This is a genomic window from Pseudomonas fulva (assembly GCF_023517795.1).
In the GTDB taxonomy this organism is placed as follows: Bacteria; Pseudomonadota; Gammaproteobacteria; order Pseudomonadales; family Pseudomonadaceae; genus Aquipseudomonas; species Aquipseudomonas fulva_D.
Genome location: NZ_CP082928.1, coordinates 3387740 through 3406545 on the forward strand (window position 1 = coordinate 3387740; position 18806 = coordinate 3406545).

An 18806-nucleotide genomic window follows, 5' to 3' on the forward strand; every position below is an offset into this window, starting at 1 on the left:
TGGTGGACAAGCTTCGCGTTGTCCACCCTACGTCGCGCTTAAGCATTGGGACGACCCACCAGGGCATAGGAACTGATGCTGATCTCATGCTCGCGGGTCAGGTAGGTCTGGCGCTCCAGGCGGTCGCGCTGGAAGCGTGACTCGCGTGACAGGCGCGAGAACCAGTAGAGCAGTTCGTCGGTGGCGCCTTCGGGTTCCTGTTCCAGCAGCCAGGTCATCAGGTCCGGCAGCGGCAGCGACTGCTCGCAACGGTCGATCATCTCCCGGGCGGTTTTCGGCGCGCGCGGGTTGTCGCCCTTGCGCTTGCCGCTGGCTTTCGGGAAGTGGTTGGGCTTGGCCTCGAAGCGCGCCAGGGCATAGACGTACGCCTCGACCTGCGACGCGCTGCCGAGGAAGTTGCTCTGCGGGCGGGTGAACAGCGGCATGGCGGCCTGCGGCACGGCGTCGATGCCTTTCTTGCGGATCACCGACAGGGCCAGCGCCGCACCGCGGGTCACGGCGTTGTGGCGACGGGCTTCCTCGCGCAGCGGCAGCAGCAGTTCGCGGGCCTTGCGCAGGGTCAGCTGGGCGCTGGTCTGCATTTCCAGAATGCGCGCATGGGTGCGCAGCAGCAGGTCGTCGTCGACCAGTTGGCCGAGGCGATGTTGCTCACCGAGCAGCTTGAGCAGCACCTGCTCGACACGGCGCACGCCCTGTTCGAAGGCGCCGTCGGCGGCGACCAGCTGGATCATCGGCTCGACGTATTCGTCCCAGGTGGCCAGCACTTCGGCGTAACGCTGGCGCAGGGGAATCTGCCGGTCGCTGGTCTTGGCCCGTTCGGCCACGCCGATCAGCGCCTGCTCGTCGTTGCCCAGCTTTTTCAGCACGTCGCGCACGCGCATGTCGAGCAGGCGCAGCTGGCGGGCCAGGTCGTTGCCATCGCGGATCTCGAAGGCGTCCTGGATGTAGCCGGCCAGGCGTTCGAGGTGGCGCAGGTAGGCTTCGATCTCAAGGCACAGGCCCAGGCGGTGCTCGCGACGCAGGTAGGACAGGAAGTCGTGGATCTGCGCGTTGAGCTCGAAGCGGTTGGGGCTCTTGGCCACCGGCACCAGGATGTCCAGGCGGATCCACTGGTCGAGCAGGGCGGTGACATCCACCGCCGTGCTTTGCGGCGGCAATTGGGCGGTCAGCTGGTTGCGCAGCTCCACCAGACTCAGGGTGCCGGCGTCGAAGCGTTCACCGAGCGGTTCGAGCAGGGCCCAGTGCTCGGCGAGGGCGCGCAATACGCGTTTGGGGTCGATCATCGCGGGACGGTCGCTCGCTTGCGAAAAAACGCCGATTGTACGGGAAACCGACCCGCCCCTGCATTGTCACGCAGGCGTCATCCGCGCGCGGCATGCTCGGCGGTGAATCACCGACTCATGGTGCGCAATACGCCATGAAATATCCGTAAATGGACAAAATATGCTCAACGGCCTTTCGATCTGTGGCCGTTGTCGGCACAATTCGCGTCCGCTTTTTTCAGGAGGCTGGCGGGCTCCTGTTGGCCGACCTTTATTACGGACTGCGCAATGATCAAAACGCCGTACTACCTCATCGACAAACAGAAGCTGCTGGGCAACATGGAGAAGATCGCCTACGTGCGCGAACACTCCGGTGCCAAGGCGCTGCTGGCCCTCAAGTGCTTCGCCACCTGGTCGGTCTTCGACCTGATGCAGCAGTACATGGACGGCACCACCTCCAGCTCGCTGTACGAGCTCAAGCTCGGCCGCCAGAAGTTCGCCGGCGAAACCCACGCCTACAGCGTGGCCTGGGCCGACGACGAGATCGAGGAGATGCTCGCCAACTGCGACAAGATCATCTTCAACTCCATCGGCCAGCTCGAGCGCTTCACCGAACAGTCCGCGGGCAAGGTGCGCGGCTTGCGCGTCAACCCGCAGGTCAGCAGCTCCGATTACCTGCTGGCCGACCCGGCGCGCCCGTTCAGCCGCCTCGGTGAGTGGGACCCGGCCAAGATCGAAGCGGTGATCGATCAGATCTCCGGCTTCATGTTCCACAACAACTGCGAGAATGGCGACTTCGGCCTGTTCGACAAGATGCTCACCCACATCGAGGAGCGCTTCGGCCACCTGCTGCACAAGGTCGAGTGGGTCAGCCTCGGTGGCGGCATCCATTTCACCGGAGAAGGCTATGCGCTGGACGCCTTCTGCGCGCGGCTGAAGAACTTCTCCGAAAAGTACGGCGTGCAGGTCTACCTGGAGCCGGGCGAAGCGGCGATCACCGGCAGCGCCTCGCTGGAAGTCACCGTGCTCGACACCCTCTACAACGGCAAGCACCTGGCGGTGGTGGACAGCTCCATCGAAGCGCACATGCTCGACCTGCTGATCTACCGCCTCAACGCCAAGCTGGCGCCCAGCGAGGGTGAACACACCTACATGGTGTGCGGCAAATCCTGCCTGGCCGGCGATATCTTCGGCGAGTACCGGTTCGAGAAACCGCTGCAGATCGGCGACCGCCTGTCGTTCGTCGACGCGGCCGGTTACACCATGGTCAAGAAGAACTGGTTCAACGGCCTGAAGATGCCCGCCATCGTGGTCAAGCAGCTCGACGGCAGCGTCGAGGTGGTTCGTGAATTCGGTTTCGACGATTACCTGTCGAGCCTGTCGTAACAACCGGATGTGAGCGTAGGGTGGACAACGCTCTTTTTGTCCACCGTGTTTGGTGGACGGATGAAGCGACGTCCACCCTACAAGTCATGTGTAGTGGTACCGAATCATATTTCTCAACGAGCGCAGTACCCTGGAGGTGAAACAATTGAAGAAGAACGTCCTTATCATTGGTGCAGGAGGTGTCGCCAAGGTGGTGGCCCACAAGTGCGCGCAGCACAACGACGAACTCGGTCGTATTGCCATCGCGTCACGGAACATCTCCAAATGCCAGGCCATCATCGACAGCGTCAAGGCCAAGGGTAGCCTCAAGGTACCCGCCGACATCCAAGCCTTCTCGCTCAATGCACTGGATATCGAGGCGACCAAGGCGCTGATCCGCGAGACCGAATCGCAGATCGTCATCAACGTCGGTTCCGCCTTCCTCAACATGTCGGTGCTGCGTGCCTGCATCGATACCGGCGTGGCCTACCTGGACACCGCCATTCACGAAGAACCGGGCAAGATCTGCGAAACCCCGCCCTGGTATGGCAACTACGAGTGGAAACACCTCGAGGAATGCCAGCAGAAGAACATCACGGCCATTCTCGGCGTCGGTTTCGACCCGGGTGTGGTCAACGCCTATGCGGCCCTGGCCCAGCAACAGCATTTCGACAAGATCGAGTCGATCGACATCCTCGACGTCAATGCCGGCAGCCATGGCAAGTATTTCGCGACCAATTTCGATCCGGAAATCAATTTCCGCGAGTTCACCGGCACCGTCTACAGCTGGCAGAACGCCCAGTGGACCAGCAACCGCATGTTCGAGGTCAAGCGCACCGACGACCTGCCGGTGGTTGGCTCGCAGAACTTGTACCTGACCGGCCACGATGAAGTGCATTCGATCTCCAAGAACCTGGACGTGCCCAACGTGCGCTTCTGGATGAGCTTTGGCGAGCACTACATCAACGTGTTTACCGTGCTCAACAGCCTCGGCCTGCTCAGCGAGCAGCCGGTGAAAACCGCCGAAGGGCTCGAAGTGGTGCCGCTGAAGGTGGTCAAGGCCGTGCTGCCGGATCCGGCTTCCCTGGCGCCGGGCTATACCGGCAAGACCTGCATCGGTGACCTGGTCAAGGGCACCAAGGATGGCAAGGCCCGCGAAGTGTTCATCTACAACGTGGCCGACCACGAAGAAGCCTTTGCCGAGACCGACAGCCAGGGCATCTCCTACACCGCCGGTGTGCCGCCAGTCGCCGCCGCGCTGCTGGTCGCCCGTGGCGAGTGGGATGCCCAGCGCATGGTCAACGTCGAAGAACTGCCGGCCGAGCCGTTCCTCAAAGCATTGGACGTGATGGGCCTGCCGACTCGGATCAAGGACGAGCACGGTGATCGCCCGTGGGACCAGGCGCTGTAAGCCTGATCTGCGAAGTCGCTGCATGAGAAAAGGATCGCCGAGGCGATCCTTTTTTCGTTTCAGGCCGCCTATACGGTCAGAGCCTGTTCACGATCTTTATGCGCATCAAGCGGCAACTACAAGGCAAAAGCGGCCATCGTTGCTTTACCTGTGGGAACACGCCCAGTCCATGCCCGTGATTTTTCGCGGGCATGGCCCGCTCCCACAGCTAAGTAGGGTGGATGACGCTCTTTTCATCCACCATTGCGATCGCAGAACAGTGGACGGGTCGGGCCGCGTAGGTGAAGCGTCGTCCACCCTACGAACGACCGTTCATGACACTTCGCTGCCAAAATCGACGAACCTGAGCTGGAAGATTATGAACAGGTTCTTAGACCGTCACCACGCCGAGCAGCACTGCCGAGGCCAGCATGATCAGGCTGATGCCCCAGGCCCACAGCACGGTGTAGCGGATGTGCTTGTACAGTTCGACGCCGGCCAGGCCGATGGCCAGGTACACGCTGGGCACCACCGGGCTGACGCCGAAGCCGGTGTTCTCGCCGATCAGCATGGCGTTGGCCACCGACGCCGGGTCTACACCGGCCGCCACGGCCACGTCGCGGATCACCGGCAGCAGGGCGAAGTAGTATGCGTCCGGCGAGAACAGCATGCCCAGCGGTACGCCGAAGGCGCCGATGATCACGTGCAGCCAGTTGGCCGAGCCCTCGGGCAGGATGTTGATCATCCAGTGCGCCATGCCGTCGGACATGCCGGCGCCCGCCAGCACGCCGAGCAGGATGCCGGCGGCGAGCATCACCAGGGCCATCTGCATGGCGTCCGTGGCGTGGGCGCGCAGCGCCTTGTTCTGGTCGTCCAGGCTCGGGTAGTTGAGCAGCAGGGCGATGCCCAGGCCGACCATGAAGCAGGCGAACAACGGGAAGGCACCGGTGAACAGGCAGGCGAGAATACCAGCGGTCAGCGCCAGGTTGGCCCAGTAGCGCCAGTTGCCCGTGGGCAGCATCTGCGAGGTATCGACCTGCGGTGCGTCGACCGGTGCGCTGTCGATGGCCGCGCCGCCGTTGGCCGTGAAGCTGCGTTGCGCGCGCAGGCCGAGAAACACCGCCAGGCTCATGACCAGCACCAGGCCGACCGCCTGGATGGGAATCAGCGAGATCCACAGTTGCGAGGCGTCGATGCCGGTCACCGCGGAAGCGCGGGCGGTGGTGCCGCCCCAGGGCACCATGTTCATCACCCCGGCGCTGAGCACCACCAGGCACAACAGCATCTGCCGGCTCATGCCCAGGCGCAGGTACAGCGGCAGCAGGGCGGGAATCACCAGCAGGAAGGTGGCGGCGCCGATGCCGTCGAGGTGGGTGACCGAGGTCACCGCAACGGTGACGATGGCCACCGACAGAGGGCGGCCCCTGGTGCTTTTCAACAGGAAGCGCACCAGCGGATCGAACAGCCCGCGATCACGCATGATGCCGAAATACAAGATGGCGAAGATGAACAGGGTGGCGGTCGGTGCCACGGTCTTCAGGCCATCGGTGATGAACTTGCCGATTTCGTCGAGGCCGAAGCCGGCCATCACGCAGGCGATCACCGGCAGGGTGACGAAGGCCACCAGCGGGGTGATACGGCGCATCAGGATCAGGATGACGATGGTGAACATCAAGGTGAAGCCGAGGGCGGTGATCATGACGATCTCTCCGGTTTTATTATTGTTGGAGTCGCAGGGCTGGCGTTGAGTGAGCTCAGGCGGGTGCGGGCAGCCTCAGGTCGAGTAGCGCATAGCTCAGGCTCTTGCCATGGCGGTCGATGCCGGGGCTGGCATTCACCCCACCTTCCAGGGCGTTTTCCACCACGAAGTTGAGACCGCCCAGGTTCGGCAGCTCATAACGGCGCACGCCGCCGATCCGGCGATGGGCCAGACAGGCCGCCACCCGCTCGGCGGTCAGCTCGGCGGCCAGCCAGGCATAGTGGGTCGGGTCGTAGGCGAACACCGCCACGCTCAGCATGTTGCCCTTGTCGCCCGCGCGGGCGTGGGCGTAGTCACACAGCAGTACGTCGCTCATCAGAACCACTCCACACGTTGTTGCACCTCGGTGCGCGGGATCAGGAAGCTGGCGGTGCCCAGGGACTCGCTCAGGTGCCGGCGCACACCGCCGCCGCCTGCCGGGCCGTTGGTGTACAGCGATTCGGCGTCGAGCAGCAGGTTCTCCAGCAGCGCCTTGTCACGGTCGACGAAGCTGATACGCAGGCGCACGTCCTGTGGGTCCGGGACGCTGGCGAGGCGCTGCTGCAGCCACTGGCCGCGGGCGTCGTTGAACAGGCTGGCGACGCCGATCAGGTCGATCCACGGCGTCAGCTGCGGCGCCAGGCGCGCGCAGCGTTGCAGCAGCACGTCGCGGGCAAGGGCGGCACGGGCCAGGGCGCCGGGCCCGGCGTAGGAGATTTCCGCCTCGGCGAACCAGTTGCCGCGCAGGCCGATCAGGCCCTTGAGCTCCGCCGGGCGCGGATGGCCGCAGATGCCCTCGACCTGCACCAGATCAGGACCGACCTGGTGCACCTGCGCGTTGCTCAGGTCCAGGGTCACGTCCGGCGTCAGGTAGGCGGCCGGATCGTGGACTTCATAGAGCAGCTGTTCCTTGACCGTGCGCTCGGTAACGCAGCCGCCGGTGCCGGCGGCCTTGCCGATGGTCACCCGGCCGTCGGCCTCGATGCTGGCGATCGGGCAGCCGACGTTGGCCAGGTCCGGCACGTCCTTAAGGCCCGGGTGGGCGAAGTAGCCGCCGCTGACCTGGGTGCAGCATTCGAGCAGGTGGCCCACGGCGGTGGCCAGGGCGATGCGGTCCCAATCCTCGGCTTGCCAGCCGAAGGCGTGGCGCAGCGGGCCGACCGCCAGGCTGGGATCGGCGACGCGGCCGCAAAGGACGATATCGGCGCCTGCGTCGAGGGCCTGGGCGATGCCATCGGCACCGGTGTAGACGTTGATCGAGACCACCTCGCCGTCGAGCGCGTCGGGTAGCCAGGGCGCTATTGCGTCACCCGCGTCGAGCAGATCGTCACCGAGCACGCAGGCGATACGCGCTTTGGCGAAGCGCCCACCCTGCAATTGCTGGCGCAGACGCCGGGCCGCCGCGCTGGGGTTGGCCGCGCCGCCATTGGTGATGATCGGGATGCCGGCGGCCAGGCAGGTTTCCAGCACCGGTTCGAGAAAGTCGAACAACCGGCTGGCATAGCCGCTGTCGGGGTTGGCCAGGCGGCGCAATTGCGCTTCGGCCAGGGTGCGTTCGGCAAGCAGTTCGAAGAACAGGAAGCGCCGACCGTCGCGTGCAGCGAGGCCATTGGCCAAGGCCAGGGCAGCGTCGGGCCGATCATTGGCGAAGCCTGCCCCGCAACCGATATGGACTGTTGTCATCGTTATGATCCAGGTCGAGGTCTGCCGGCAGGGTGCGGCTTCCTGATTTAGTTGTGAATTCGAAATGTGATATGAATTGATAAGACAATTTTATAAAAGCGCCCGTCATGGATATCAGCTTTCGTCAGCTTCAGGCATTCGTGCTGATTGCCGAGCAGCGCAGTTTCAGCCGCGCCGCCGAACAGATTCACCTCTCCCAGCCGGCCCTTAGCTACAGCCTGCGCAAGCTGGAAGAAGCCCTGGGCCTGTCGCTGTTCGCCCGCAATACCCGCAGCGTCGAGCTGACCGAGGCCGGCACGCGCTTTCTCGAGCAGGCTCGGCGCCTGCTGCGCGACATGCACAACGCGGTGCACGACGCCCATGAACAGCTGCACCTGCAGAGCGGCTCGCTGCGCATCGGCGTGCTGCCGTCGGTGGCCATCGAGCCGTTGCCGCGGGTGCTGGTCGAGTATCGCCAGCGTTTTCCGGGCATCGAGATCAACCTGCGCGATGGGCGTGCCGGGGAGATCCGCCAGTGGGTGAGCAACGCCGAAGTGGACTTCGCCATCACCTCGGTGGCAGACGAGCCCGGTGTGCTGGATTTCCAGCTGCTCTACGACGACAGCCTGGTGTTGCTGGTGCGCGGCCAGACCGGTTTACGCGGCAAGAAGCTGCTCGCTGCGCTGAAGCGTCTGGATTACGTGGCCACCACCCGCGATACCAGCCTGCGCACCATGGCCGACCAGACTCTGGCGCGCATGGGGTTGCTGCGTGAACCTGCATTCGAGGTCGCCTATATGAGCAGCGCCGCCGCCCTGGCGCGGGCCGGGCTGGGCTATGCGCTGCTGCCAGCGAGCGTGGCGGATACCTTCAATGGCGATGGCAGCCTCTCCGTGCACCCGCTGCCGATGGCGCCGGCCCGTGGCATTGGCGTGCTGCAGCGCAAACCCTGCTACCTGAGCCCGCCGGCCCAGGCCTTCGTCAGCCTGCTCAAGCAGCAGGCCGAAGCCAGTGGCCTCTAGGGTCTGTTCCCGTTTCACGCACGGCTGCGCTGAAGCGGGAACAGACCCTAGCCACGGCTGACGTTTGGGGCTACCCGTGGCAGGCGATTCACGCGACAATCAGCGCCCTCGAAAATCGATGTGCCGGGTACCTGACGTTTGAACACCGAGTTGCGCCGCCGCGCCTACCTGGATGCCATGCAAGTGGCCAGCTGGCTGCCGCGCGTCGAACTGCCCTTCGCGGCGCCGTCGCGGCCCGAGCTGCTGGTCGCCTTCGAGCCGCAAGCCGAGATCGTCGTCGAGAAGCCGCCGGTGCAGGCCAAGGTCAGCGCGCCGGCCGCGCAACCTGCCGCCAGCGACGTCGTCACCCGCGAACGCCCGCGCATCGAGGTGCCCAAACCGGGCACGGCAAGCAAGGCCGACGAGCCTGTCGGCGAACAGACCAGCGCCGCACCGGCCCCGCGCGAGCGCCCGACGCCGCCCCCGCGTTTCGCCCTGCAGTTGCTGCGCGCCGGCAGCTGCGCGCTGCTGGTCGAGCTGCCGACCGGCGAACCCTTCCAGAGTCGCGATCCTGCCTACCTGCTGCTCAAGGATCTGCTGCGCGCCGCCGGTTTGCCGGATGCCCCGCAGATCATCGGCGAGCCGGTGCGCTGGCCGCTGCTGGTGCGTGGCAACATGGACCAGGGGCCCCAGGCAGCGCTGGATTTCGTGCAGAGCTTTATCGGCGCCCGCCTGGAAGAGCAGGAGCCCTGCGCCTGCCTGTGGCTGATCGGCCTGCCGGCCATTCGTTTCGCCGGTGACGCCGATGCCGAGGCCTACAACCGCGAGCTGCAGGTCGAGGAACTGGGCGCCGCCTGGGCGCTGCCGGGCCTGGAGCTGCTGATGGACGAACCACAGCGCAAGCGCGAGCTCTGGCACGCCATGCAGCGGGTGCGGCGGCGCTGGCTGGAGGCGTCGGCATGAGTGACGCGATCACCTTCCGCCGGGCCACCGAGGCGGATATCGATGCGGTGCTGAAGATCGAATACGCCGCCTTCAGCCACCCGTGGACGCGCGGCATCTTTCTCGACAGCCTGAAGTCTTACGAAGTCTGGCTGATGTTCGAGGGCAGCCAGCAGGTCGGCCACGGGGTGATCAACGTGATCATCGACGAGGCGCACCTGCTCAACATCACCGTCAAGCCGGAAAGCCAGGGCCGCGGCCTGGGCCTGCGCCTGCTCGAACACCTGATGGCCCGCGCCGCCGAGCTCAAGGCCGGCGAGTGCTTTCTCGAAGTGCGCTCCAGCAACCAGGCGGCGTACCGGTTGTACGAGCGTTACGGTTTCAACGAGATCGGCCGCCGGCGCGATTACTACCCTGCGCCGGGTGGCCGTGAAGACGCGCTGGTGATGGCCTGCACGCTGGTGGAATGAGCTAACGCCGTGCCCAGCGTCGTTCGCGGCGTTCTTCCTCGACCTGGCTCAGGTCGTATTTATCCAGAAACTCTTCAGGCTGCCCGTCGCGCTCGGGCTGATCGGCCTGTTGCGATTCATCGGGCGACTTGGCCGGTTTCTGCACAGCAGCCTTCAGCGGTTTGCGCGACGTCAGCGGCTCCACCACATCGCGCAGGATGGGTGGCTCGGCCGGTTGGCGGCTGTCAGGTGGCTGCTTGTCAGTCATGACGAACTCCGGATCGGTCATTGGCTCTAGGCAATGGACGGCCGCAACACCCGAAAGATTCAGCGTTTCGGCCTCTAACCGGCAAATCCGTTGGGTTGTTCTGCATGGAAATCGCCTTGTCAAAAAGGTCCGTGCATCCGTATGGTGCGCATCGACCTTTCTCGGGAGCCGCCGCCGTGAGCGATCTCAAGCACCTGTTCGACAACAATCAACGCTGGGCCGAGAACATCACCCGGAACGATCCGGACTTCTTCCCGCGCCTGGCCCGCCAGCAGACGCCGGAGTATTTGTGGATCGGCTGCTCGGACGCCCGCGTGCCGGCCAACGACATCGTCGGCCTGCTGCCCGGCGAGCTGTTCGTGCACCGTAATGTGGCCAACGTGGTGCTGCACACCGATCTCAATTGCCTGTCGGTGATCCAGTACGCGGTCGATGTGCTCAAGGTCAAACATATCCTGGTCACCGGCCATTACGGTTGCGGTGGCGTGCGTGCGGCCATGCACGATGCGCAGTTCGGTCTGATCGATGGCTGGCTGCGCAACATCCGCGACCTCTACTACGAACAGCACGCGCAACTGGCCGCGCTGGCGGACGAAGAGGCGCGGGTCGACCGGCTCTGCGAGCTCAACGTGATGAAGCAGGTGGGCAACGTCAGCCGTACCAGCATCGTCCAGAACGCCTGGCACCGCGGTCAGCCGTTATCGGTGCACGGCTGCATCTATGGCCTCAAGGATGGCCGCTGGAAGGACCTCGACGTCAGCGTCAGCGGCGCCGAGCAATTGCCCGAGCAGTACCGCCTGCGTCCGCCGCAGGCATGAGCATGGGCAAACCTTCGCGTCAGCTGGCGATCGCCGGCGTACTGTTGGCAGTACTGTGCTGGGCGGGCAATGCCCTGGTGGCCCGCGCCTTCGCCGGCGAGATTCCACCCTTCGCCCTGGCCTTTTGGCGCTGGAGCCTGGCGCTGATCCTGATCCTGCCGTTCGTGACATTGCCGTTGTGGCGGCACCGGTCGGCGCTGCGCCATGCCGGCTGGCGCCTGCTGGTGATCGCCGCCTTCGGCATCGCCGGCTACAACACCTTTCTGTACAGCGCCGCGCAGACCACCGCGGCGATCAACATCACCCTGGTCAACACCTGCATTCCGCTGATGACCTTTATCTTCGCCGGGCTGCTGCTCGGGGCGTGGCCGGCGCGACGTGCCTGGTGGGGGATGGCACTGGCGGTGCTTGGTTTGCTGGTGCTGATCTGTCGCGGTGACTGGCAGACCCTGGCACGCATGGAGTTCAACCGCGGCGACCTGATCATGCTGCTGGCGGTGCTCGACTGGGCGCTCTACACCGTGTTGCTCAGGCGCTGGGCTGCATATCTGGCGCCGATTCCACCGCTGGCGTTACTGGGCGTTTTCATGCTCCTGGGTGTGCCGATGATCCTGCCGCTGTATCTCTATGAACTGTCCAGCGGCGCGCAGTTGCTGGCCACGCCAGCCAACCTGGCGGCCATCGCCTACACCGCGGTGTTCGCTTCGCTGGTCGCCTACCTGGGCTGGAACAACGGCGTGAAGGTGTTGGGCGCCTCGACCGCGGCGATGGGCAATTACCTGATGCCGGTGTTCACCGCGATCCTGGGCTGGATCCTGCTCGGCGAGGCGCTGCAGTTGTTCCACTGGGTCGGCGGGGCGATGATCTTCGCCGGGCTGCTGCTGGCCACCTTGCCGAAGCGCTCGCAGCGGGCGGCGGCCTGAAACGACCCAGGCCGCCGTCTGGCATGAGCTGAAAACGCCCTCGAACGAGGGCGTTGTTCATCACCGATAGGCTGCCAGCGCCTGATCGATCTGCAGATCCACACTCAGCAGGCCGCCGCCGGACAGATACCAGAGGGCGGGATCCAGGTAGACGACCCGTTTGGCCCGGGCCGCCGGCGTGCGCGCCAGGGGCGAGTCGGCCAGGGTGTCGACATCCAGTGCGGTGGCGCCAATGGCCGCGCTGCGGTCGATGATGAAGATCACCTCAGGGTTGGCCGCGGCGATGGCCTCGGCGTCCAGCGGCTGCGGACGCTGGCGGGGTGCGCCGGCAGGCTGCGGCGGTGGTGCGGGCAGGGCCCGTGGCGCCTGCAGCAGTGAGTAGATCACCGCGTTCTCGGTCGGCGCGAAGCGCCCTTCGTTATGGGTCAGTACCAGGGTACGTTGGCCTGAAGCGGCGATCTGCTGACGGGCGCGTTCGGCCTTGCCCTGCAGGATGGTCAACGCCTGCTGCGCCTCGGCCGATTGGCCGACCAGCTGGCCGAGCAGCCTGACGTTATCGGCGATGCCGGCGAAGTAGTCTTCACCGGTGATGCCCATGTCCAGGGTCGGCGCCAGGGCTTGCAGGGCCGAACGGCTTTCGCCCTGGCGCCCGGTGATCAGGATCAGGTCCGGTTTCAGCGCCGCGATGGCGTCGACGTCCGGGGTCTTCATATTGCCGGCGTTGCGGGTCTGGCCGGCTTTCTCCGCCAGGTAGGGCGGTATGTTGCCGGGCACGGCCAGTACTCGCTCGCCGGCGCCGAGGGCGATCAGGCTGTCGTAGCTGCCGTAGTCGAAGGTCACGATCCGCTGCGGATCACGGGCGATCTCGACCTGCTGGCCCGCCCGGGTGACCTCGAGGGTAGCGGGGCGTTGCTGGACATCGTGGCTGCAGCCAGCCGTTGCCAATGCCAGAAGGGTAAACAGTGCGGCCTTCTTCACGTGAGCGAGCTCCTTGGATGCCGGTTTGCAGCCCAGTGCCGCAATCCTGAAGGGCAGGGAACATAGCACCCAAAGCTGATCGAGAAGCTTTCTCAACGGGTAAAGTTTGCAAAGCCGGCCTTGCACGGCCTGTTCCCTGGACGTTGCCGGGCTGATTTGCCCTCGGCGGAAAACTTTACGGGATGCATGGAGGTCTATCCCGGTGGCTGGCGTTGGCGACTTGCGCTGACGCCGTAACGGGCATGAAGGCGATTCAGTTGCTAGTGTTATGCCATCTGCAGAAGGATGGGTCGTGAGTTAATGGATTGCTCGCACGTCTCTCTCACTGGAAAAGCGGCACCCCCGCGCAGGCTGACGGCCCGGTATCCGTCGCTTCGTGGTGCCTGCTGGAGGGCCGTGCTGCTGGTGGCGCTGGTGACCAGCCTGAGTGGCTGCATACGCAATCAGGCCAATGGCGCCTTCACCAGCAACAGTGCGGCGGCCAGCCCCAGCGAGCTGTTCCAGACCCACTCCGATCGCCTGGCCACCATCGGCATGCGCAACAACCTCAACAGCCTCTATCGCCTGATGGACAAGCTGTACCAGCGCAACCCGCGTGAATGGCGCAAGACCGGTCTGGCCAGCCGCGAGGCGGCGCAGCAGGCGGTGCAGCAGGCCATCGAGCAGGGCCGGCCACCGCCGGCGCTGGCTGGCCGGCAGGACATCGTGGCCCTCAGCTATGCGCTGAGCCCGGAGTTCCAGGGTGATCGGGTCGGCGCCTTCATCTACGCCATCGGCAGCATGGTAGTCACCGCCCACGGCGGACGCACCCAGTTCTATCTCACCGACTCCATCGATGCGCAGTTCGTGCATAACGCGGCGCGCAACATCGAGAAGGCCACCTGGCTGCTGGCCACCCGGCGCGATGCCCAGGGCAACCCGCTGCTGCTATCCAACGAGCTGTCCGAGAACGGCCGCAACCTGAGTTTCGCCGTGGAATTCGGCAAGATCGTCGCCCGCCTGGATTACCTGAGCGACGTGCTCGACGAACGCTACCGACGCATCGGCGTGAATTACGCCCACAGCCTGCTGTTTCTGAATTTCCTGCCGGTGCAGTAGGTGCCTGCTGAGAGCGCCATCGCCTTGGCATCTATTCACGAGCTTTCGGCTCGACCTCAGCGCTTTGGCTGCAAAGTGGCGGAAGCGGCCGGTCGCTTCCATAGGACTGACTGGTGATTACCTGTGGGAGCGGGCCATGCCCGCGAAAAAATCACGGGCATGGCCCGTTCCCACAGGAAAAGCAATGATGTCCGCTTCTGCCTTGCCGCAGCCTCTTTCATGTCGCCTAAAAGATCGTGAACGGGCTCCTACACTTTGCGGACGAACTCGGACTTCAGCTTCATCGCGCCGATGCCATCGATCTTGCAGTCGATATCGTGGTCGCCGTCGACCAGGCGAATGCCCTTGACCTTGGTGCCGACCTTGACCACCAGCGAGGAGCCCTTGACCTTGAGGTCCTTGATCACGGTGATGGTGTCGCCGTCCTGCAGCACGTTGCCAACCGAGTCCTTGATCACCTTGACGTCATCACCCGCCGCCTCGCTGGCGCTGGCCGACCATTCGTGGGCGCATTCCGGGCACACCAGCTGGGTGCCGTCTTCATAGGTGTATTCGGAGTTGCAGGCGGGGCAGGGTGGCAGCGTGCTCACGGGGTATCCTTCTGAGGCCGTGGATAAAAGGCCGCAGATTATATAGGGTTTTACCCGCCGCCGGGGGATCGGCGTCAGGCGTCCGGCAACAGTGCTTCGGCCTCGATCTCGATCAGCCACTCGGGCTCCGACAGCCCGGTGACCACTACCCAGGAGGTAGCCGGTGGTTGCTCGGGGAAGAAACTGCGCAGTGCATCGACGATATGCGCCTGTTCGTCTCGCGCCTGGGCGGCGATGTAGATGCGCAGCATCAGCACGTGCTGCAGGTCGCCGCCAGCGGCTTCGAGAAGCCTGCGCACGTTGTGCAGCGCCGCGTGGGTCTGGCTGGCCAGGTCGGGGCCGACCAGCCGTTCGCGGGCGTCCACGCCGACCTGCCCGGACAGGTGGATACGCCGTCCGCCCTGGCTGATCACGGCCTGGCTGAAGCCGTACTGCAGGGTGTCGAAGACCGAGCCGGGGTTGAGTGTATGCCTGTGCATCGATGCGTCCTCCATCAGAAACAGCCCGCCAGTCTAGCGTTGCACCCAGGGCCAGGCAGGCCGAGACTGTTGCACGGTTTGTGCACTCGCAGCGCGATAACCCGAACTCATGGCGGCTTCGCTGCCTCCAAACGAGAGTGGTGGTTCGGCCCGTGCCGAGCCCTGCATCTGCCGATGAGTCGTGGGCTGCCCGTGAACGGCCCACCGTAGCCAGTGGAGGCGCTATGTTTTTTCCCCAGTTGCCGGGTGTCAGCCTGTTCCAGGTGATGAAGAAGACGGTCACCGACTTCATCGAGGACGAGCTGCCCACCTATGCCTCGGCCCTGGCGTTCCAGATGTTCTTCTCGCTGTTTCCCTTCCTGCTGTTTCTGATCGCGCTGATCAGCCTGCTCGACATGCAGCCGTTCTTCGACTGGCTGCGCCAGCAGGCCGAGTTGCTGCTGCCGCTGTCCACGGTGGAGTTGGTCAACCCGGTGATCGACCAGTTGCAGACGCAGAAAGCCGGGTTGTTCTCGATCGGTATCGTGGTGGCGCTGTGGACGGCCTCGTCGGCGGTGCGTTCGACCATGGACGCGATGAACAAGGCCTATGGCGTGAAGGAAGGGCGCAAGCCCTGGAAGCGCATCCCCCTGTCGCTGCTGTACACCATCGGCATCGCCGCGGCATTGCTCACCGCTGCCGCCCTGATGGTGCTCGGCCCGCAGGTGATGAACTGGCTGGCACACCAGATCGGCATCGAGCAGGTGGTGGTCACCCTGTGGACCTGGTTGCGCCTGCCGGTGGCGGTGTTTCTGCTGATGATCGTGGTGGCGGTGGTCTATTACGTGGCGCCGGATGTCGAGCAGCGGTTCCGCTTCATCACCCCGGGCTCGGTACTGGCGGTGGTGGTGTGGATCGCCGCCTCGGTGGGCTTCGCCTACTACGCGCAAAACTTCGCCAACTACAACGCCACCTACGGCAGCATCGGCGCGATCATCATCTTCCTCCTGTACCTGCACATCTCCTGCGCGGTGCTACTGTTCGGCGCCGAGCTCAATGCCGTCATCGAGCACTTCGCCCAGGAGGGTAAGGAGCCCGGCGACAAGGAAATCCGCCCGGAGAACGAGCCCGCTACCTGAGCGCGGGCTGCGCCGGTGGCCAGGTCAGCTGGCCGCTGTCGCTGAAACGCCGGGTGCCGAACGGGCCGTCGGCGAGCTTGCCGCGCAGCTGATAGGGCAGGCTCTGGCCGGGCTGGTGGGTGCTGGCGCCCCAGGCCTGACGGAGTACCGAGTAGGCCGAGATGGTCACCGGCACGCTGATCACCGTCTCGCCAAAGCGCGGCACCTGGCCACGTTGGTCGCTGACCCCGCGTGCCAGTGGCTGGTCGTTGATATCCAGGGCCAGGGCGATGCCGTCGAAGTCGATGGCGTTTTCATTGGGGTTCTGCACCCGCAATTTCACCGCGAAACGCGCCTCGAGGCCTTGCGACGGCAGCGGCTCGAGACCGACCAGGTCGATGTGCAGCGGATCGCGTGGTGCCCATGAGGCGCAACCGGCCAGCACGGCGATCAGCAGCAGGGCACTCAAGTGGCGCAGTGTCGGGCGCATGGCAATTCTCCGGCGTCGTTGATCGTGCAGTTGTGACCGCAGCCGGTGGCGTTCGGCTCAGGCGCTCGCTGCCTGGCGGTCAGAACCAAGGCGCCAATCGCTATTGAACTCGGCCGCAGGCGCAGGTTGATAAAGGCGGCGTGTCGATCTGGGTGGTTTCCAGGGCCAGGCGGTAGAGCAGCGTGTTGCCGGCGAATGCCAGCATGGCAATAGCGGTGACAAGCAATAAGCATGGCGGAGGAGGGCCTGGTATCAGCGCAAGGCCTCAGGGTCGCGTCAGATCGTGCGCAGTGCCTTGCTATGCAGCATGTCGAGCAGCGCATCGACCATCGCGTGGGCATGGGCTTGCAGGTCGTAGGCCTCGGGGTTGAGCAGCCAGTGGGCCTGCAGGCCGTCCATGTAGGCGTGCAGGCAGATCGCCGCGCGCTGACAGTCGAGGTTGGCGGGCAACTGGCCGCGGTTCACGGCATTGCGTAATGTTCTGGCAATGCGCTGGTCGCATTCTTGCTGGAACACCTGCATCTGCTGGCGCAAGCCGCCGAGTTCGGAGCTGTACTCGCATTTGTATTGCAGAATTTCTCCGACACGCCGGCACTCGCTGTCCGCATGCATGCGCAGCAGCAGTTGCACCAGCAACTGACGCATGTTGCCCAGCGGGTCAGGTTCGTCCTCGCTTTCACACGCCCGAGCCAGTTCTTCCTGGGGCAACAGGCGGCGGTCGAGCATGGCCTGGAACACGTCGACCTTGTTCTGGAAGTGCCAGTAGATGGCGCCACGCGTGACGCCGGCCGCGGCGGCGATGTCCGCCAGCGAGGTGGCCGATACGCCATTGGCGTAGAACACCCGCTCGGCGGCATCGAGAATCTGCGCGCGGGTTTCTTCGGCTTCCTCTTTGGTGCGTCTGGCCATAGAGCGGCTTCCAGGGCGTAGAAATTTCGGATCAAAACCCCTGGCCGGGGTCACACAGGCGCGCAGTGTCACATAAAAAGATGCATTTACAAACATTCTCGAACGTAAGTATATTTGCCGTCTATTTCCCAGTATCCACCTCGGCTATCTGCCAGGTATCGCCCCCCGCGGCTCGAATCACTTAGACATGAGGTCCTTTCAGATGCAGAAGAAGCCAGCCTTCGCCGCTATGGTTTCCGCTATCGCTCTGGCCACGCTGACGCTCGCTGGCTGCAGCGATGAGGCTGCCCCGCCACCGCGTCAGGCGCCGACTGTCGGCATCGTCACGCTGCAGGCAGAGCCCTATACCCTGACCACCGAGCTGCCGGGCAGAACCGCGGCCTACCGCATCGCGGAGGTGCGCCCGCAGGTCGACGGCATCATCCAGAAGCGCCTGTTCAAGGAAGGCTCCGAGGTCAAGGCCGGTGAGCAGCTGTATCAAATCGATTCGGCGGTCTACGTGGCTGCAGCCAAGAGCGCGGAAGCGACACTGGCCTCGGCCAAATCGCTGGCCGAGCGCTACAAGAGCCTGGTGTCCGATCAGGCCGTGAGCCGTCAGGCCTACGATGAAGCCCAGGCGTCTCGCCTGCAGGCCGAGGCCTCCCTGGAGCAGGCGCGCATCAACGTGCGCTATACCAAGGTGCTGGCGCCCATCGCCGGCCGCGTTGGCCGTTCGGCGGTCACCGAAGGTGCACTGGTCAGCAACGGCCAGACCAATGCCATGGCGACCATCCAGCAGCTCGACCCGATCTACGTCGACGTGACCCAGCCGACCAAGGATCTGCTGCGCCTGCGCCGCGAGCTGGAAAGCGGTCAGCTGCAGAAGGCCAGCGACACCGCTGCCAAGGTGCAACTGCGCCTCGAGGACGGCAGCACCTACGAGCACGAAGGCACCCTGGAATTCGCCGAAGTGTCGGTCGACGAAGGCACCGGTTCGGTGACCATGCGCGCCGTGTTCCCCAACCCCGACCACACCCTGCTGCCTGGCATGTTCGTGCATGCCCGTCTGCCCGCCGGTGTGAACAAGGAAGCGATCCTCGCGCCGCAGCAGGGCGTGACCCGTAACTCCAAGGGTGACCCGACCGCGCTGGTGGTCAACGCCGAGAACAAGGTCGAGCTGCGCCAGATCAAGGCCGAGCGTACCGCTGGCAACCGCTGGCTGGTGCTCGATGGCCTGAAGTCCGGCGACAAGCTGATCACCGAAGGCCTGCAGTTCGTGCAACCGGGTGCCGAGGTGAAAACCACCGAAGCGAAGAACGTGGCTGCGCCGGAGCAGGCCGCGGCTGACCAGGCTGAAAGCCGCTAAGG

The 18806-nt window shown here is 64.7% G+C and carries 20 protein-coding genes; 10 read left to right on the forward strand and 10 right to left on the reverse strand.

The window, feature by feature from the left end; genetic code table 11:
* Nucleotides 1–38: 38 nt before the first annotated feature.
* Entirely contained in the window at nucleotides 39–1283 is a 1245-nt protein-coding gene (mksB, locus tag K8U54_RS15415) for an Mks condensin complex protein MksB (RefSeq protein WP_249906638.1), read from the reverse strand.
* A 267-nt stretch (nucleotides 1284–1550) separates the two neighbouring features.
* On the opposite strand from mksB, the gene K8U54_RS15420 reads away from it, so the two are divergent.
* Together K8U54_RS15420 and K8U54_RS15425 are read left to right on the forward strand one after the other, a co-directional pair.
* Nucleotides 1551–2648, forward strand: a complete 1098-nt coding sequence (locus K8U54_RS15420) for a carboxynorspermidine decarboxylase (RefSeq protein WP_249906639.1) — start codon at nucleotides 1551–1553, stop codon at nucleotides 2646–2648.
* Nucleotides 2649–2793: 145 nt separating this feature from the next.
* On the forward strand, nucleotides 2794–4038 hold the full coding sequence (locus tag K8U54_RS15425; RefSeq protein WP_249906640.1) for a saccharopine dehydrogenase family protein: 1245 nt from the start codon (nucleotides 2794–2796) through the stop codon (nucleotides 4036–4038).
* Between the two features lie 370 nt (nucleotides 4039–4408).
* On the opposite strand, the gene K8U54_RS15430 is transcribed toward K8U54_RS15425, so the two are convergent.
* From K8U54_RS15430 to K8U54_RS15440, 3 genes are read right to left on the reverse strand one after another with little or no spacing between them, the layout of a single operon-like run.
* On the reverse strand, nucleotides 4409–5716 hold the full coding sequence (locus tag K8U54_RS15430) for a CitMHS family transporter (RefSeq protein ID WP_249906641.1): 1308 nt from the start codon (nucleotides 5714–5716) through the stop codon (nucleotides 4409–4411).
* Nucleotides 5717–5771: 55 nt separating this feature from the next.
* Nucleotides 5772–6092, reverse strand: coding sequence for an AtuA-related protein (locus K8U54_RS15435; RefSeq protein WP_249906642.1), 321 nt, complete (start codon nucleotides 6090–6092; stop codon nucleotides 5772–5774).
* Nucleotides 6092–7438, reverse strand: coding sequence for an acyclic terpene utilization AtuA family protein (locus K8U54_RS15440; protein ID WP_249906643.1), 1347 nt, complete (start codon nucleotides 7436–7438; stop codon nucleotides 6092–6094). The genes K8U54_RS15435 and K8U54_RS15440 overlap by 1 nt, the downstream gene beginning before the upstream one ends.
* 107 nt (nucleotides 7439–7545) lie before the next feature.
* Here K8U54_RS15440 and K8U54_RS15445 point away from each other — a divergent pair, with 107 nt between their 5' ends.
* The 3 genes from K8U54_RS15445 to rimI all read left to right on the forward strand — a co-directional run bounded on the left by K8U54_RS15445 (nucleotide 7546) and on the right by rimI (nucleotide 9830).
* Complete coding sequence (locus K8U54_RS15445) at nucleotides 7546–8439, forward strand: LysR family transcriptional regulator (protein WP_249906644.1); 894 nt, start codon at nucleotides 7546–7548, stop codon at nucleotides 8437–8439.
* A gap of 138 nt (nucleotides 8440–8577) precedes the next feature.
* Nucleotides 8578–9381, forward strand: coding sequence for an energy transducer TonB (locus tag K8U54_RS15450; RefSeq protein WP_249906645.1), 804 nt, complete (start codon nucleotides 8578–8580; stop codon nucleotides 9379–9381).
* A complete protein-coding gene (gene rimI / locus K8U54_RS15455) occupies nucleotides 9378–9830 on the forward strand; it encodes a ribosomal protein S18-alanine N-acetyltransferase (protein WP_075932167.1) in 453 nt (150 codons plus the stop codon). Before K8U54_RS15450 ends, rimI begins: the two co-directional genes overlap by 4 nt.
* Before the next feature lies 1 nt (nucleotide 9831).
* On the opposite strand, the gene K8U54_RS15460 is transcribed toward rimI, so the two are convergent.
* A complete protein-coding gene (locus K8U54_RS15460; protein ID WP_249906646.1) occupies nucleotides 9832–10077 on the reverse strand; it encodes a hypothetical protein in 246 nt (81 codons plus the stop codon).
* A gap of 176 nt (nucleotides 10078–10253) precedes the next feature.
* Here K8U54_RS15460 and can point away from each other — a divergent pair, with 176 nt between their 5' ends.
* Both can and K8U54_RS15470 read left to right on the forward strand, forming a co-directional pair.
* Nucleotides 10254–10895, forward strand: coding sequence for a carbonate dehydratase (gene can / locus K8U54_RS15465; RefSeq protein ID WP_249906647.1), 642 nt, complete (start codon nucleotides 10254–10256; stop codon nucleotides 10893–10895).
* Nucleotides 10896–10897: 2 nt separating this feature from the next.
* Nucleotides 10898–11818: a DMT family transporter gene (locus tag K8U54_RS15470; RefSeq protein WP_249906648.1), complete on the forward strand. Its 921-nt coding sequence runs from the start codon at nucleotides 10898–10900 to the stop codon at nucleotides 11816–11818.
* Between the two features lie 60 nt (nucleotides 11819–11878).
* Here K8U54_RS15470 and K8U54_RS15475 read toward each other — a convergent pair whose 3' ends face one another.
* Nucleotides 11879–12796, reverse strand: a complete 918-nt coding sequence (locus K8U54_RS15475) for an ABC transporter substrate-binding protein (protein WP_249906649.1) — start codon at nucleotides 12794–12796, stop codon at nucleotides 11879–11881.
* 300 nt (nucleotides 12797–13096) lie between these two features.
* On the opposite strand from K8U54_RS15475, the gene K8U54_RS15480 reads away from it, so the two are divergent.
* Nucleotides 13097–13894, forward strand: coding sequence for a hypothetical protein (locus K8U54_RS15480; protein WP_249906650.1), 798 nt, complete (start codon nucleotides 13097–13099; stop codon nucleotides 13892–13894).
* A gap of 248 nt (nucleotides 13895–14142) precedes the next feature.
* Here K8U54_RS15480 and K8U54_RS15485 read toward each other — a convergent pair whose 3' ends face one another.
* Together K8U54_RS15485 and K8U54_RS15490 are read right to left on the reverse strand one after the other, a co-directional pair.
* On the reverse strand, nucleotides 14143–14484 hold the full coding sequence (locus K8U54_RS15485) for a zinc ribbon domain-containing protein YjdM (RefSeq protein ID WP_249906651.1): 342 nt from the start codon (nucleotides 14482–14484) through the stop codon (nucleotides 14143–14145).
* 74 nt (nucleotides 14485–14558) lie between these two features.
* Complete coding sequence (locus K8U54_RS15490) at nucleotides 14559–14963, reverse strand: RidA family protein (protein ID WP_249906652.1); 405 nt, start codon at nucleotides 14961–14963, stop codon at nucleotides 14559–14561.
* Nucleotides 14964–15187: 224 nt separating this feature from the next.
* Here K8U54_RS15490 and K8U54_RS15495 point away from each other — a divergent pair, with 224 nt between their 5' ends.
* A complete protein-coding gene (locus K8U54_RS15495; protein ID WP_249906653.1) occupies nucleotides 15188–16081 on the forward strand; it encodes a YihY/virulence factor BrkB family protein in 894 nt (297 codons plus the stop codon).
* Here the strand turns inward: K8U54_RS15495 and K8U54_RS15500 are convergent.
* Entirely contained in the window at nucleotides 16074–16550 is a 477-nt protein-coding gene (locus K8U54_RS15500; RefSeq protein ID WP_249906654.1) for an LEA type 2 family protein, read from the reverse strand. The two genes, K8U54_RS15495 and K8U54_RS15500, sit on opposite strands and share 8 nt — an antisense overlap.
* Nucleotides 16551–16826: 276 nt before the next feature.
* Nucleotides 16827–17459, reverse strand: a complete 633-nt coding sequence (locus K8U54_RS15505; RefSeq protein ID WP_249906655.1) for a TetR family transcriptional regulator — start codon at nucleotides 17457–17459, stop codon at nucleotides 16827–16829.
* Between the two features lie 202 nt (nucleotides 17460–17661).
* Here K8U54_RS15505 and K8U54_RS15510 point away from each other — a divergent pair, with 202 nt between their 5' ends.
* On the forward strand, nucleotides 17662–18804 hold the full coding sequence (locus K8U54_RS15510; protein ID WP_249906656.1) for an efflux RND transporter periplasmic adaptor subunit: 1143 nt from the start codon (nucleotides 17662–17664) through the stop codon (nucleotides 18802–18804).
* Nucleotides 18805–18806: the final 2 nt, after the last annotated feature.

What these genes read in the sequence shown, in the direction of transcription:
- rimI (WP_075932167.1), top strand. Translation starts at nt 9,378, where the DNA reads ATGAGTGACGCGATCACCTTCCGCCGGGCCACCGAGGCGGATATCGAT.
- K8U54_RS15460 (WP_249906646.1), bottom strand. Translation starts at nt 10,077, where the DNA reads ATGACTGACAAGCAGCCACCTGACAGCCGCCAACCGGCCGAGCCACCC.
- K8U54_RS15420 (WP_249906639.1), top strand. Translation starts at nt 1,551, where the DNA reads ATGATCAAAACGCCGTACTACCTCATCGACAAACAGAAGCTGCTGGGC.
- K8U54_RS15490 (WP_249906652.1), bottom strand. Translation starts at nt 14,963, where the DNA reads ATGCACAGGCATACACTCAACCCCGGCTCGGTCTTCGACACCCTGCAG.
- K8U54_RS15440 (WP_249906643.1), bottom strand. Translation starts at nt 7,438, where the DNA reads ATGACAACAGTCCATATCGGTTGCGGGGCAGGCTTCGCCAATGATCGG.
- K8U54_RS15470 (WP_249906648.1), top strand. Translation starts at nt 10,898, where the DNA reads ATGGGCAAACCTTCGCGTCAGCTGGCGATCGCCGGCGTACTGTTGGCA.
- K8U54_RS15430 (WP_249906641.1), bottom strand. Translation starts at nt 5,716, where the DNA reads ATGATCACCGCCCTCGGCTTCACCTTGATGTTCACCATCGTCATCCTG.
- K8U54_RS15510 (WP_249906656.1), top strand. Translation starts at nt 17,662, where the DNA reads ATGCAGAAGAAGCCAGCCTTCGCCGCTATGGTTTCCGCTATCGCTCTG.
- mksB (WP_249906638.1), bottom strand. Translation starts at nt 1,283, where the DNA reads ATGATCGACCCCAAACGCGTATTGCGCGCCCTCGCCGAGCACTGGGCC.
- K8U54_RS15500 (WP_249906654.1), bottom strand. Translation starts at nt 16,550, where the DNA reads ATGCGCCCGACACTGCGCCACTTGAGTGCCCTGCTGCTGATCGCCGTG.
- K8U54_RS15495 (WP_249906653.1), top strand. Translation starts at nt 15,188, where the DNA reads ATGTTTTTTCCCCAGTTGCCGGGTGTCAGCCTGTTCCAGGTGATGAAG.
- K8U54_RS15480 (WP_249906650.1), top strand. Translation starts at nt 13,097, where the DNA reads ATGGATTGCTCGCACGTCTCTCTCACTGGAAAAGCGGCACCCCCGCGC.
- K8U54_RS15505 (WP_249906655.1), bottom strand. Translation starts at nt 17,459, where the DNA reads ATGGCCAGACGCACCAAAGAGGAAGCCGAAGAAACCCGCGCGCAGATT.
- K8U54_RS15445 (WP_249906644.1), top strand. Translation starts at nt 7,546, where the DNA reads ATGGATATCAGCTTTCGTCAGCTTCAGGCATTCGTGCTGATTGCCGAG.
- K8U54_RS15435 (WP_249906642.1), bottom strand. Translation starts at nt 6,092, where the DNA reads ATGAGCGACGTACTGCTGTGTGACTACGCCCACGCCCGCGCGGGCGAC.